The 13,930-nt window shown below is 31.9% G+C and carries 16 protein-coding genes; 3 read left to right on the top strand and 13 right to left on the bottom strand.

Going from position 1 to position 13,930, the window contains the following annotated elements:
* Window positions 1-9 precede the first annotated feature (9 nt).
* The 8 genes from Q0829_RS05865 to Q0829_RS05830 all read right to left on the bottom strand — a co-directional run bounded on the left by Q0829_RS05865 (window position 10) and on the right by Q0829_RS05830 (window position 7,383).
* Window positions 10-1,398 (bottom strand): exonuclease domain-containing protein, encoded by a 1,389-nt coding sequence (locus Q0829_RS05865; RefSeq protein ID WP_298541214.1) that lies wholly within the window; start codon window positions 1,396-1,398, stop codon window positions 10-12.
* A gap of 63 nt (window positions 1,399-1,461) precedes the next feature.
* Window positions 1,462-2,127, bottom strand: coding sequence for a YggS family pyridoxal phosphate-dependent enzyme (locus tag Q0829_RS05860; protein ID WP_298541005.1), 666 nt, complete (start codon window positions 2,125-2,127; stop codon window positions 1,462-1,464).
* A 358-nt stretch (window positions 2,128-2,485) separates the two neighbouring features.
* The gene (locus Q0829_RS05855; RefSeq protein ID WP_298541002.1) at window positions 2,486-3,724 is read right to left on the bottom strand and encodes a DUF1015 domain-containing protein; all 1,239 of its coding nucleotides are present in this window, start codon (window positions 3,722-3,724) and stop codon (window positions 2,486-2,488) included.
* The gene (locus tag Q0829_RS05850; protein ID WP_298541001.1) at window positions 3,724-4,317 is read right to left on the bottom strand and encodes a hypothetical protein; all 594 of its coding nucleotides are present in this window, start codon (window positions 4,315-4,317) and stop codon (window positions 3,724-3,726) included. Before Q0829_RS05850 ends, Q0829_RS05855 begins: the two co-directional genes overlap by 1 nt.
* Complete coding sequence (locus Q0829_RS05845) at window positions 4,317-4,919, bottom strand: M23 family metallopeptidase (RefSeq protein WP_298540999.1); 603 nt, start codon at window positions 4,917-4,919, stop codon at window positions 4,317-4,319. Before Q0829_RS05845 ends, Q0829_RS05850 begins: the two co-directional genes overlap by 1 nt.
* 184 nt (window positions 4,920-5,103) lie before the next feature.
* Complete coding sequence (locus Q0829_RS05840; protein WP_298540997.1) at window positions 5,104-5,991, bottom strand: 3-hydroxybutyryl-CoA dehydrogenase; 888 nt, start codon at window positions 5,989-5,991, stop codon at window positions 5,104-5,106.
* 53 nt (window positions 5,992-6,044) lie between these two features.
* The gene (locus Q0829_RS05835) at window positions 6,045-6,350 is read right to left on the bottom strand and encodes a hypothetical protein (protein ID WP_298540995.1); all 306 of its coding nucleotides are present in this window, start codon (window positions 6,348-6,350) and stop codon (window positions 6,045-6,047) included.
* 64 nt (window positions 6,351-6,414) lie between these two features.
* Window positions 6,415-7,383, bottom strand: coding sequence for a Gfo/Idh/MocA family oxidoreductase (locus Q0829_RS05830; RefSeq protein WP_298540992.1), 969 nt, complete (start codon window positions 7,381-7,383; stop codon window positions 6,415-6,417).
* A gap of 144 nt (window positions 7,384-7,527) precedes the next feature.
* Between Q0829_RS05830 and Q0829_RS05825 the strand changes: the two genes are divergently transcribed.
* Complete coding sequence (locus Q0829_RS05825) at window positions 7,528-8,175, top strand: protein-L-isoaspartate(D-aspartate) O-methyltransferase (protein WP_298540989.1); 648 nt, start codon at window positions 7,528-7,530, stop codon at window positions 8,173-8,175.
* 11 nt (window positions 8,176-8,186) lie between these two features.
* Window positions 8,187-8,780: a hypothetical protein gene (locus tag Q0829_RS05820; RefSeq protein WP_298540985.1), complete on the top strand. Its 594-nt coding sequence runs from the start codon at window positions 8,187-8,189 to the stop codon at window positions 8,778-8,780.
* Window positions 8,781-8,795: 15 nt separating this feature from the next.
* Here the strand turns inward: Q0829_RS05820 and smpB are convergent, their stop codons facing one another.
* Both smpB and Q0829_RS05810 read right to left on the bottom strand, forming a co-directional pair.
* Entirely contained in the window at window positions 8,796-9,257 is a 462-nt protein-coding gene (smpB, locus tag Q0829_RS05815) for an SsrA-binding protein SmpB (RefSeq protein ID WP_108805353.1), read from the bottom strand.
* A 94-nt stretch (window positions 9,258-9,351) separates the two neighbouring features.
* Window positions 9,352-9,708, bottom strand: a complete 357-nt coding sequence (locus Q0829_RS05810) for a DUF3887 domain-containing protein (protein ID WP_298540980.1) — start codon at window positions 9,706-9,708, stop codon at window positions 9,352-9,354.
* 233 nt (window positions 9,709-9,941) lie between these two features.
* Between Q0829_RS05810 and Q0829_RS05805 the strand changes: the two genes are divergently transcribed.
* The gene (locus Q0829_RS05805) at window positions 9,942-10,694 is read left to right on the top strand and encodes a DUF6503 family protein (RefSeq protein ID WP_298540978.1); all 753 of its coding nucleotides are present in this window, start codon (window positions 9,942-9,944) and stop codon (window positions 10,692-10,694) included.
* On the opposite strand, the gene Q0829_RS05800 is transcribed toward Q0829_RS05805, so the two are convergent.
* The 3 genes from Q0829_RS05800 to Q0829_RS05790 form a co-directional block, all read right to left on the bottom strand.
* A complete protein-coding gene (locus Q0829_RS05800) occupies window positions 10,691-11,215 on the bottom strand; it encodes a phosphoglycerate mutase family protein (protein WP_298540975.1) in 525 nt (174 codons plus the stop codon). The genes Q0829_RS05805 and Q0829_RS05800 overlap by 4 nt on opposite strands.
* A 2-nt stretch (window positions 11,216-11,217) precedes the next feature.
* Window positions 11,218-12,348: an esterase-like activity of phytase family protein gene (locus Q0829_RS05795; protein WP_298540972.1), complete on the bottom strand. Its 1,131-nt coding sequence runs from the start codon at window positions 12,346-12,348 to the stop codon at window positions 11,218-11,220.
* Between the two features lie 72 nt (window positions 12,349-12,420).
* A complete protein-coding gene (locus Q0829_RS05790) occupies window positions 12,421-13,686 on the bottom strand; it encodes a cellulase family glycosylhydrolase (RefSeq protein ID WP_298540970.1) in 1,266 nt (421 codons plus the stop codon).
* Window positions 13,687-13,930 lie beyond the last annotated feature (244 nt).

The following is a 13,930-nucleotide window of genomic DNA, read 5'->3' as shown; positions in this document are numbered from 1 at the left end:
ATGGAAATGTTACTCCTTTGACTCTATTTTATTTTTATCCAATGCTACTACCTTTAGTTTTTTATGTTGTCGTACATAACTTTGAATAATGTGCTGAGCATTGGGATTATGTCCCATAGGAGTAATAATAGATCTTAAGATATTAATATTGTTAATCTGATGATTAAGGTTAAAAAATCCGATTCCTTTAAACTCACCATCTTCTATTAGGATTACGCTTTGTTCATCGATATCACGACCACGATCAATTACAATCATGTCTTTGTTCTTAAAAGAATGATCAGAAATAAACTCTTGCACACGTTTATTATAATCTTCAATAGGTTCGTTTTGAATACAAGCACCGCTACATTGTTTGATGGTATGATTGAAACAATTTTCTTTTCCTTTGTCTAATCCCATTAACTTTAAACATAGATTATATTCTTCTGTCCATCTATACATTAAAGATTTTGCCTGTTGTCTATTCGTAAATGTTGTAATGCTGGATTTGTTTCTATCGACTTTATTGACTTTTAGATTTATATAACCATTAGTATCAGTAAATTGATATAATGCCTGATCAAATTTAGTTCGCTTAAGTGATCGGTTATATTTAGGCCTGTTGAGTTTTATCTCTTCATTTTCTTTTAAAAGAGCTAATAATTCACTACCCGTAATCTCATAAGTTACACTTGCCACTTCTTCCTGAATGTTTTTAGACTTTCTGTTATCGTTAGTGAAATGTTGCGTAACTCTTTTTTTAATGTTTTTGCTTTTTCCAATATAAATTATAGTGCCATCTTCACGATGCATATAATAGACTCCCGTAGTCGATGGAACATTCTCGATAAGTTTAAGTAGTTTGTCATCTACTTTTTTCTTAGTATCTAAACGGACAGTTTCTTTAAGAATGTTTTTTTCTGCATCCTTTGATAAGAGTAATTTAAAAAGTTTGACAGTTGCTTGTGCGTCTCCAGTAGCTCTATGTCTATCAGAAATGGCAATTCCTAAACTACGAACTAATTTTCCGAGACTATATGATTTTTGATCAGGAATCAGTTTTTGAGAAAGTTCTACTGTACAGAGTGACTTACGTTCAAAATCAAAACCTAATCTATCAAACTCAGTTCTTAAAATTCTATAGTCAAAAGATGCATTATGTGCTACGATAATACAATCAGTAGTGATTTCGACAATTCTTTTAGCTACTTCGTAAAATTTAGGAGCGTTACGAAGCATTTTATTATTTATTCCTGTTAAGTTAACTACAAACGGTTGTATGGGTTTTTCTGGATTAATCAAACTAATAAATTGATCAACTACTTTATGACCGTCATATTTATAGATCGCTATTTCTGTAATTCCTTCTTCATTATATTTTCCTCCTGTAGTTTCTATATCTAAAATTGCGTACATCATTCTTTTCTGGTGGGGTAGTCTTTGTCTATTAATTTATTTCTCGACCTAAAGTAACATTTTTTAATGACTATAGTTTCTTGCACCAAAAATAGAACTTCCAATACGTACCATAGTGCTACCAGATTCTATAGCAAGTTGGTAGTCTCCACTCATGCCAATTGATAATGTTTTTAATGTAGGATGGTCTGTTTTAAGTGTTTCAAAAAGTAATTGGATGCTATTAAATTCATTTTTGATTTGCTCTATGTCCTCAGTAAAAGTTGCCATCCCCATGAATCCTGTAATTTTGATATTGGTAAATGATTTAACTTCTTGAGAGTTTAATAAACTTTTGGCTTCCGTTGTATCAAGTCCAAATTTACTTTCTTCCTGAGCTATTTTGATTTGTAATAGGCAATTGATGGTTCTATCATTTTTGATAGCTTGTTTATTGATTTCTTTCAAAAGCTTCAAACTATCAACAGCATGAATAGTATCTACATAAGGGGCCATATACTTTACTTTATTAGTCTGTACGTGACCTATCATATGCCAGGAAATATCTTTTGGCATTTTTTCCCATTTTTGGGTCATTTCCTGAATTTTATTTTCTCCAAAGACTCTTTGTCCAGCTTGATAAGCTTCTAGTAAATCCGAAACAGGCTTTGTTTTAGAGACAGCTACAAGAGTTACTTCTTCTGGGATTGTTTTACGTATTTGTTTTAGGTTTTCCTCAATAGAATTCATAAGGTGCAAAGATACCTAAATTTACAAAAACTAAGTTGTAATATTGGTTTAGTAGCAGGAATCAGATTTAAAAGACATCCATCCCCAGGCCTTCCTTCAAAGGAAGGTAGTTAAAAAAGTCTCCCTTTTGAAGGGAAGTTTAGAGGGATGTTATAAACAATAAGAATCAAAAGTTCGTTTTAATAAAATACCGTTTAATTATGCGAAAAATAGATTCCAGCCTGCGCTGGAATGACACGAACCAAATAACAAGAAAAGTTGTCATTCTGACGTAGACCAGAATCCAAAATAACAGCGAAAATTTTTAAAAAAAAGACAGTACTAGAAGATCTTAGCAATTGTTGCAAAGATTTTAATTTCAGAATTCATAAATCGTAATACCACTTCTTAGTTTTGGTTCTATATATGTACTTTTAGGAGGCATTTTTAGACCTTGATCTGCAATTTTTTTCATTTGATCAACAGAAGCAGGAAACAACCCAAAACCAACCTGAAACTCTCCTTGATCGACCTTACTTTTTACATAAACGATATCATTCTTTCCGTGAGAATACTCTATTCGATTGTCAGTTCTGAGATCTTTAATACTCAGAATAGGATCTAATATAGTTTTAAAAAGAATCTGTGCATCTAGTTCATCTAATGCATCTGTAAATTCATAAATTGTTTTCCTAAGGTATAAAGAGTAAAATTCTCCATCCAGATACATACTAAAATGATGCGGTTGAGACGGTTTGTACACTTCAATTCCTCTGTTTTCTATTCTGAACCATTCGTCTAGTCGGATTAAGAATTCTTCTTTTGACAAGCCATTAAGGTCTTTAATTAATCTATTGAACTCATATATTCTAAGATCTGATTCAGGGATAAGGTAACTCATAAAAAAATTGTAGGGTTCTGTTCCTTGATGTTCTAAGTTATTAGATGCAAGATCTTTTGCCAATAAATATGAAGAAGCGGATCTGTGATGTCCATCTGCAATATAGATAGTTTTCATTGCATCAAAAGCTGATTGAATTTTTTCAATACTTTTTTTATCATTCACTCTCCATAGATAGTGTGTGTCGCGATACGTAGTAGTAAATTCATATTCTGCTCTTTCCTGAACAACATTTTTGATTATTTGCGCGATTGTATCATCATCTGGATAGGTGAGAAGTACCGGTTCTGCATTGAATCCTACAGTTTTTAGATATTGTTTGAAAGTTGTTTCTCTATCTGCTAAAGTATCTTCGTGCTTTTTGATGATATCATTTTCATAATCTTCTGCACTTGCAGCAGCAATAATACCAGAGAAGGATTCTTTTTCTCGATTTACAATTTTATATATATAGAAACAAGGAGTTTGATCTTGCATAAAAATCTCATCTTCCTTGAACTCTAAATATCGGTTGCGAACCAGTTTATAACGCTCTTCACCAGAAATCTCTTTGTGATACTTATAACCGGGATTGACAATGTGCAAAAAAGAATAAGGATTATAATCCATTCTGGAATCTCTTTCTACCGGAGTATAACTTTGGTAAGATCGTGAAGCGATCAAACTCACTTTATCTCTTGTAGGACGAACTGCTCTGAATGGATTTATTTTTGCCATTACTGATATCTTTTTACATTTTCGGTTAGTATTTTGAAAAAATCATTTTTACTAACCATTGAATTAATTTCTGTATCTGGTTTTAGTTTTTTAAATTTTACTTTTTCACTGCTTAAGGTGTATATTGGCCCATTATATTCATAAGATTCTAAGAACATTGTTACCGCTTCTTTGAATTCCGGATATTTTTTTGAAGGGAATTGATCAATATAGTTCAGAATGCTATCATTTTCAATAATTAATTCACCATTACTTCCGTGTATAATTTGATAATAACCGTTACCACCTTCTTTTAAAAATAATAACAATTTTTGTCCTTCCGTGACTCTTTTTCTCCTTATGTCGCAAGTCCATTCTTCGAACATTTGAACAGTAATGTTTTTTCTTTGGGTATTGGACTTTAAATAGTCGGTTACAACTAACTGATATCGATTCTTGAGAATGCTTCCTTGCCCCGTTGTAATTCGTTCTATGTTACCTTCGACTATTAGATCAGCACCACCAATGATAAATTGATACGGACGATTTTTCTTTTTTGGATTAAAAGAAGCTAGCATAAAAATACTAATCGTGATTATAAACAATTTTTTCATTAATTCTCATTTATAAATTTAGTTGGATCTAAATATCCTTTTGTGTTTTCAGAATATCCACCTCCTATACCCATAAAGATATCATCTCTTATCTCCAGATGCAAATGCGCTAAATATAAACCATCAGCATTTCCTATGGTTCCGATCAAATCTCCTTTTTTAACAAAGTCTCCAGCTTTGATGGTTATAGTTTTACAATGCGCATACAGGGATTCATAGTACTTGTCTTTGTATTTATGAATGATACGTATTACATTACCCCAACCACCACCAATATCTTCTGCAAAAGACACATAACCATTAGCAATGGAATAGATGGAATCTCCAAGATCAGAATTACCACCACCCACACCATTCCAGTCATCGCCTAGATGATTATTCGATTTAAACTTTTGAGCATTATAATACCCTTTTCCATTAGGTTTGCCTACAGGAAAATCAAAATCTTTGGAGATAAACTCTGGATGTTTACTAAAAAGAGCATCGTATTTGGCATACGCATCCTGTATTCCTATTGATTCCTTCGCATAATTAATTACAAGTTGTTTTTTACTTGAAAAAGAAGTCAAAAGAATAATTATGATACACCAAAGTATTTTCATTTTTAAGAACTCTTGTTTTTATAAAATAGCGTTGATACTAAATATGTGTTAAACATCCCTCTAAATCTCCCTTCTAAAGGGAGACTTTCTAAACCCTTTCTTTAATTTTAAATAACATTGTTATTTAAAAACTAGTGTTTTTTTTACTATTTTTCTAACAACTAACAACTAACAACTAACAACTTTAAGAAAACTGCTTTGCTACTTTTTCAGCTTTTCTACTTTCAGCATAATCATAAAACCCTTCACCATTTTTTACTCCCAGCTTTCCAGCCATGACCATATTTACTAACAATGGGCAAGGTGCATACTTAGGATTTTTGAAACCATCATACATTACATTAAGTATAGAAAGACATACGTCTAATCCAATAAAATCAGCTAGTTGTAATGGTCCCATAGGATGTGCCATCCCTAATTTCATTACGGTATCGATTTCAGCAACTCCTGCAACACCGTTATACAAGGTTTCGATAGATTCATTGATCATTGGCATTAGGATTCTATTTGCTACAAATCCTGGATAATCATTTACTTCAACTGGAACTTTTCCTAAAGTTTTAGACATTTCCATGATCGTATTGGTAACTTCATCAGATGTGTTGTACCCTCTAATGATCTCTACCAATTTCATAATCGGTACAGGATTCATAAAATGCATACCAATCACCATATCTGGTCTTTTGGTAACCGCAGCAATCTGTGTAATAGAGATAGAAGAAGTGTTTGTAGCCAGAATTGTATCTTCTGGACAAGCTTCGCTTAAATCTTTAAATATTTTTAGCTTTAGATCAATATTTTCGGTAGCCGCTTCTACAATAAGTCCAGCATATTCTACGCCTTCTTTAATACTGGTATACGTAGAAATGTTTCCAAGAGTAGCTTCTTTATCAGCTTCAGAAATCTTCTCCTTGGAGATCATTCTATCAAGATTCTTAGTGATGGTTGCTAATCCTTTGTCCAGAGATTGCTGAGAAATATCTATTAATTGAACTTTAAAACCTTTTTGTGCAAAAGTATGAGCAATACCATTTCCCATGGTTCCAGCTCCAATTACTGCTATGTTTTTCATTAGTAAATTTATAATTTATGTCATTTCCGCGTAGGCGGAAATCTATTGTTTGTTTATTGTTTAAAAATAAATTCTCCTTCGTCATTTATTTTTGGAAATTCAAAATCCTTTTCTACGTCAAAAGCACTGTAAATTGCTCTACAAGATGTATAACAAACAGTCATCAAATTCGTATCTATATCCATCCATTTAAACTCTTTTACGGATATAGAGTAGTTAGAATATGTTTTTCCAGATATATGTTGTTCAAAAGCCAGTCGAACTCCTAACTCAATAGCAACATTCCAATAAGTTGCTTCATTTTTTTCATAAAAGAACTCTAATCCTTTATTTGAAGGAACGATTTCTAATGTAATCATACAAAAATGACCTCTTCCGTTAATTTGCTTTTTGATTGTATGACTTCCCTGCTTTCTAATATCTTTATTTTTGCCTAAAACATTCAATAATCTTTAACGCTACTTCTAATGCTTTTTTACCTTGAGTTAAGGATACGATTGGAGTAGTGTTATTATTAATAGCTTCGGCAAAGGTGTTTAATTCATCTAATATTGCGTTGTTAGATGGAACTTCAGGGTTATCAAAATAAATCTGTTTTTTTACACCTTCTGCATTTTGTAAAATCATATCAAAATCACCTGGCTGTTCTGGAGCGTCTTTCATTTTTACTACTTCACATTTCTTTTCGAAAAAATCTACAGAGATATAGGCGTCTTTTTGAAAAAATCTTGCTTTTCGCATATTTTTTAATGAAATACGACTAGCAGTAAGGTTTGCGACACATCCATTTTCGAATTCAATTCTAGCATTTGCAATATCAGGCGTTTCGCTAATTACCGAAACTCCACTAGCACTAATATGTTTTACATCAGAATGTACAACACTAAGAATCGCATCGATATCGTGAATCATTAGATCTAGCACTACAGGAACATCCGTTCCACGAGGATTAAATTCTGCCAGTCTATGCGCTTCAATAAACATTGGGTTGTCGATTTTATTAGCAACGGCTGTGTATGCAGGATTAAAACGTTCTACATGACCTACCTGACCTTTTACGTTGTTAGCATTAGCTAATTCTATAAGCTTTTCTGCTTCTTCAACGGTATTGGTAATTGGTTTTTCTATAAAAACGTGTTTTCCAGCTTGTATGGCTTGTTTTGCAACTTCAAAATGTGCAAAAGTTGGTGTTACAATATCCACAACATCTACCGCATTAATTAATTCTTCTATAGAATTAAATAATTGATAACCAAACTCTTCCGCAATGGCTTTTGCTTGTTTGTCACTGGCGTCATAGAAACCAACGAGTTTATATTTTTCGGATTGTTCCAGGAGACGTAGGTGAATTTTTCCAAGGTGTCCTGCGCCAAGTACTCCGGCTTTGAGCATAATTCAAGATTTTACACAAAAATAGTATTATTTATAAATTCTAAATCTTAATTCTATCTAAAATGTAAAATAATCAGTTTAATGCTAAAATTGTTCTTTATTCTTTAAAATCTTTATGTAATTTTAGCCTGTTAATCTACCCTAATGAAATCTAAAGATACACTAAAACACGCTGGTAAAAGAAAACAGCTGGTCGATGTATTGATCGACAAAGGAATAAAAGACCCATCGGTTCTTGCTGCTATTAGTAAGATTCCTAGACATTTATTTATGGATTCTGGTTTTGATGACCATGCATATCAGGATAAAGCATTTCCTATTGGGGCTGATCAAACCATTTCGCAACCTTATACTGTTGCTTTTCAGTCAGAATTATTAGAAGTAGAACGCGGTGATAAAGTCTTAGAAATAGGAACAGGTTCTGGGTATCAAACGGCTGTTTTATGTGAGTTAGGCTGTAAGGTATATAGTATAGAAAGACAGCAAGAACTTTTTAAAAAGACAAAGTTGTTTTTACCTAAATTAGGATATCGCCCTAAGCATTTGTCTTTTGGAGATGGCTATAAAGGTTTACCAGAGTATGCTCCTTATAAGGGTATTATTGTTACTGCAGGTGCACCATATGTTCCAAAGCCATTACTTGCTCAATTAGAATTAGGAGGTAGGTTGGTAATTCCGGTTGGTAATGACCCGCAAGTTATGACGTTATTTATTCGTAAAAGTGAAACTAAATTCGAGAAACATGAGTTTGGAGAGTTTCGTTTTGTGCCTTTATTAGAAGATAAGAACTAGATAAGGTTATGATGAAAAAATTAGAATTTTATGTCTTTCCTGTTACCTTTATTATTGGGTTTTTAATTTATTTATTAGAATATCCTTTTGGGGCTATAATTACGATATTTTCTTTATTAGGACTTTCCTGTTTATATTTTTACTTTGGTTTCGCGCTGTTCAATAAAATACCTTTCCGAAGAATTTTTAAAAAAGAATCCTATCAAAGTATTTCCATTTGGCGTATTATTGGTGCTATAGTTACAGGTTTTTCTATATCCATTGTTATAGTAGGAGTATTATTTAAGATATTCAGATGGCCATTTGCTAATCAGTTATTAATAATAGGTTCTTTTTTTCTGATTATCACTTTTATAGTTAGTCTCATTAAGCATATCAAACATAAAAATGCATCAGCTTTTTATAAAAGTGTGGTGTTAAGGGTTGTGTTTTTTGGTGTCGGTGGAATACTATTTTTATGTCTACCAGATTATACTTTTTTAGCATTGAAATATAAAAATCATCCAGATTATATTGAAGCAGTTAAACAACTAGATAAAGATCCGGAGAATATTGAATTGATTAAAGAAGAGCAGAGGGCGTATGAGAAAATGATAAGAGAATAATCTTTTTAAAATATTTTATTTATAATCCTTCTTAATTCGATCCAAAGCACGTTTATTATCTCGATCTTTAATAGTTTCACGTTTGTCGTACAATTTCTTTCCTCTAGCCAGCGCAATATCTAGTTTAGCTAAACCACGATCATTTACAAATAACCGAGTAGGTATAATTGTGAGTCCTGAATTTTTAACTTCTTTTTCGAGTTTCTTTAATTCTTGTCTATTCAGTAATAGTTTTCGCTCACTTTTAGGATTGTGATTAAAATAAGTAGCGTGAGAATATTCTTCAATATTCATGTTAATCACAAAAAGTTCCCCATTATTATGAAACTCACAGAAACTTTCTGCTATACCTGCCTTTCCTTCTCTAATTGCTTTGATTTCTGTACCTACAAGTTTAATACCGGCAGTATATTTATCCAAAAATTCGTATTCGAATTTGGCTTTTCTATTAAGTATGTTAATCCTATTCTGACTCATAATTTGTGTACGCAAAAGGTTCGCGAAGAATACAAAAATACAAAAAGCTTTCCCTAAAGAAAGCTTTGTTATTTATATTGTGATAAAAACTTCACTAAGGTTCCTGAAATTGTATGGTAGCGATTTTACCATCTGCATTTAGTTTTAGTTCCATTACCAAACTAATATTATCAAAAGCAGCAGTATAGCTATTAATTCCTTCTGCCGATTCTATAAAAGTTAATGTTTTTAAGTTTCCGAATTGTGAGTGGCATCCTTTGATAAAACGAGAAACTCCTTCTTTTGTCATTTCTTCCTGCATTTCAGTAGCATATAAATCAAAAACGGCATCAATGTTCTGAGCATTAAAATTTTCCTGAAAAGCTTTTGTAGTTTTTTCGTAAGCAGCAGCATCTTGCGCTAAGAATGGTTGCGTAGCCATGCAGATCAAAAGTAGTAATATGTTTTTCATAATATTCATAAGATTTAGGGCTTGCAAAATAATTATCTTTTTCAAATTTCAAAAAAAAATAAACTTAAAATTAATGAATCCGAAGAAAGTTTTTCCCTTAAGAACCGTCTGTAATATTTAGATAACCGCGAAAAAAAATATAGGATTGTGAGTATGATATTTTAGTTTAACAAAACTATTACAATTATTTATAGTGTAACAATTATTTTAGTTCCTGTGTTAACAAACAATTTATGAGGAAGTTTTCATTTTTAGTAGTAGTATTATTTTTAGCATCTTTTACAACAGTTACATTACAGTTTTCTGCGGAACAGATTATTAACAAGGCGATAGAAAATGCTGGAGGATCAAAATTTGATAAAGCGAATATTCGTTTTACTTTTAGAGGAAAAGAATATAGAAGCGTACGCAGTAATGGGAATTATCAATTAGAAAGGTTCATATCAGGTGCGGAAGGTATGGTCCATGATGTCTTAAATAATAATGGTTTATCTAGATCGATTGAAAGCTGTAATGAAAAAGTTGTAGATTCTATGGTAACCAAAATCAGTGATGGTGTAAATTCGGTCCATTATTTTGCAAACTTGCCTTATGGATTAAATGCTCCCGCTGTAAACAAAGAATTAGTGGGTGAATCGAAAATTAAAAATATATCGTATTATAAAATTAAAATAACGTTCGATCAAGAAGGAGGTGGAACTGATTTTGAAGATGAATTTATGTATTGGATTCATAAAGAGGAATTTACTATCGATTATCTAGCGTATAAATATGCTGTAGATGGAGGCGGTATTCGTTTTAGAGAAGCGTATAATCCAAGAGTAGTAAATGGGATTAGATTTGTAGACTATAAGAATTATAAAACGGATAATCTTTCAACATCATTATCTAAATTGGATATTATGTTTGAAAAAGAACAATTAAAACTACTATCCAAAATTGAACTAGAAGATATCTATGTATATCTTGAAAACGATTGTTGTTAATTAATATTAAGAACAGTATCTGTTATTGTATCTCCTGTAACTTTGACTATAAAAAGTTTAGTATAGTCTTTTTCATCAATATCATTATATTTTTTTTGACCGATTATTTTATTTACAAATGCAGGTGTGGTATTGCTATGTCCAACAATTATTGAAGTTTTTCCTTTTGTCTGAGCTTGAAATGCTGAATTATATAAATCTCTTGGATCATATAGTGTAATCTCAATATTTCTATTTTTAGAAATAGGTTCTCCCGTTTGAAGGGTTCTTGCATAATTCGTACTATACACTTTGTCTATTTTTATATCTGCCAGTATTTTTACTAAATTCTCAGAACGTTTTTTCCCTTCTTCAGTTAGATTAGGGTTTCTGTTAGTCGTATCGCTAAGATCTTTCTCTGCATGTCTAACTAAAATATAGGTAGTAGTTGTGTTTTTATTCTCTACAGCTTTCTGAGCGCAGCTTGAAAATGAAACTAGAAGTAACAGCAAAAAAGTAGTTAGAATATATTTAATTTTCATGACTATAGAGTTTTAATGAGTTCAAGTAATATCAATTGATTGATTTGTTCTGAAATAGGATTAAAATTGTTATCAGAAATCAAAAGTAATGATTGATTTCCATTAGCTAATATAGGACCAAAGGTGATTCCTTCTATATTATCAACAATTTGATCAGTCAGTTGATTTCTAATAGATTCAAAATCAAAAAGTAATTGCTTGGTAGCTGATTGATACTTTTTGTCTTTTAGAGATTCAAAATCTAATGTATTTGTTGCGTCTTGTATATTAGTTAAATAAATTCTTACAGTATTTCCTTGTGTTCCATAGCCGGCTGCATATCCGCGTTCTACAATTAAGAATTGATTTTTAGTAAGCTGCAGTAGTGCCGTTACTCCATTTACTCCAAATTTTTCATTCGGATCTTTAGCGAGCTTATCCAGAGGATATGTAAATTGAAAATCTGCTTGATTTGTATCTACATTAAAATGCGTAATTCTTATAGGAGCTCCTGAATTATCAAACGTTGGTTCTTCTCCATCTAGTTTTAAAGGAAGCTCCATAGCCGCCCAATACCCTTTGTTATTTATATCATTTACTAACCCTTCGAATACGCCATTATGCCTTGGTCTGTTCTTAGAAGTACTATCTGTTAAGAAATAGGGGGGAAGCCGAAATTTACTTTGATAATTTCCAGCACCATTTGTAATAAAAATAGCTGGATTGTAGTCGCGTTTTATAGCTCCTTCACTGGTAAATATAAATTTATCCTTCTCGAAAGTTCTTATAGCTTCCAGATCAGCTACATTTTTATGTAGAAATTGATTATTTGGATCCTTCAATTTTATAAGTCTATCCAGCGTTATCTTATTGAATTTATTCTTTTCCAAAGAAATCGAAGCTTTGTAAAATCTTGGATTTTTAGCATCATCACAGACAATATAATATGTATGCTGCTCTTTGTGGTACTCAATACCGGACAGACCTCCTATTTTTGAACCTGCAAAAATAGAATCATTATATATTACATATTCATCTAGGTATCTAATTTTAAAAGAATTTCCAGATTCACTATTAGGTATACTAGCGCATGAAACTAATCCATAGACTATAAATAGTGAGCTAACCCAATGAAAAATGATTTTTTTAATCATATAAAATTATAAAACCCCTAAGATAGTTCTTAGAGGCTTTATAAGTAGAAGTTTTATAAGATTTTTATGAATCTATAACTTTACAAATTTCGTAGTAGTTGATGTGTTATTAGAACTTACTTTTAAAATGTAACTACCTGTTTGTAAATTTCCAATGTTAACCTGTGGATTGTCTTTATTTATATTTTTATAAAAAACAGATCTTCCGTTCATATCAAAAATAGTAAGATCATCAATTACAATAGTAGAATTTACCGAAAGAATTTCTTTTACTGGATTTTGGTCTAATGAAAGTTTTACGTTATCAATAGTAAAATCATCTATACTCAATGTTGCTGCACGGGAAATTAAATGATTTCTAATAAAGATACCTGATGTTGTAAGATTTCCGTTTATAAGTCCCTGTATTCCAACGCCAGGACTCACCACACAAGAATCTTCATTTTTATGAGCTACCGTCCAATTTACATAGCTAATATGATTTTCAATCATAAAATTTAACCAGATTTCTGATTCTTGAGGATTATATCCTCCATTTCCACTGGCATCGGTTGTTCCCCATTCAGTAACAAATAACGCAATACCACTATTCATAGCAGCTAATGCTCGATCTCGTAAAAATTGTTTATGAGTATTAGCATAGAAGTGCAAGGTGTATGCCAGATTGGGGTCACCTATAATAGGATCTGCTGCTGCTTTGTCTACATCCTGTGACCAGGTTGGGCTTCCTACTATAATTAAATTATCTGGATCTTTAGAGCGTATACCAGCAATTACATCAGTAGCATAACTTTTAACATCACTCCAAGATTGGTTTATTGGTTCATTATATATTTCGTAGATAACGTGATCATTATTTCCATATAATTCTGCCATTTCAGTAAAGAATGCTACGGCTTCATCTTTATATACTTCTGCTGCGTGTGTATGCCAATCTATAATAACATAAACACCTTTGGCTATAGCTGCGTCGATAACAGTTCTGATCTTAGCTTTCTGAGCAGCTGTATTATCTATATAACCTGTTCCACCATCCCAGGTCTCTTTAACGCCGAGTGCTGCTCTGATAATAGGGTTTTTCCAATCATCTGCTAAGTGATTTACCGTTTGACTATTGTAAAAGTCACCACCATCACCCGCATTACTCCAGAATAAGCTCATTCCGGCGAGACTTATCTTATCGCCATTTTCTGCAGTTACGTAGCTGCCATTTACTTGTAACCTTCCATATTTTTCTACAACCGTTTGCGAGTGCATAGAAGAACTGAAAGTAAATATTCCGATAAGTAAAAAGGTTAATAATGAAAATTGATTTCTAAATGTAAAGTTGAGTTTCATAATGTGAATTTGAGGAATTTAACTAATTGGGATAACATTGGTTAACCAGATTTTAGGCTAACGAAGGAAATCATTATTTAGTATAGGATATACAAGCTTTTCGATGAAGTTATAATTAATATGGTTAAAAAATTAAAGTAAAGATACAAGAGGAGCGAATTTTCTGGTATTAGGTACTATAAAGTTGGAGTTAATGCATATAGATTAGCCCCAAGACGTAATTTATACGCATTGGGGTTATGTT

The organism is uncultured Aquimarina sp. (genome assembly GCF_947492405.1).
Classification (GTDB): domain Bacteria; phylum Bacteroidota; class Bacteroidia; order Flavobacteriales; family Flavobacteriaceae; genus Aquimarina.
This window is presented reverse-complemented; position numbering and strand designations above follow the sequence as displayed.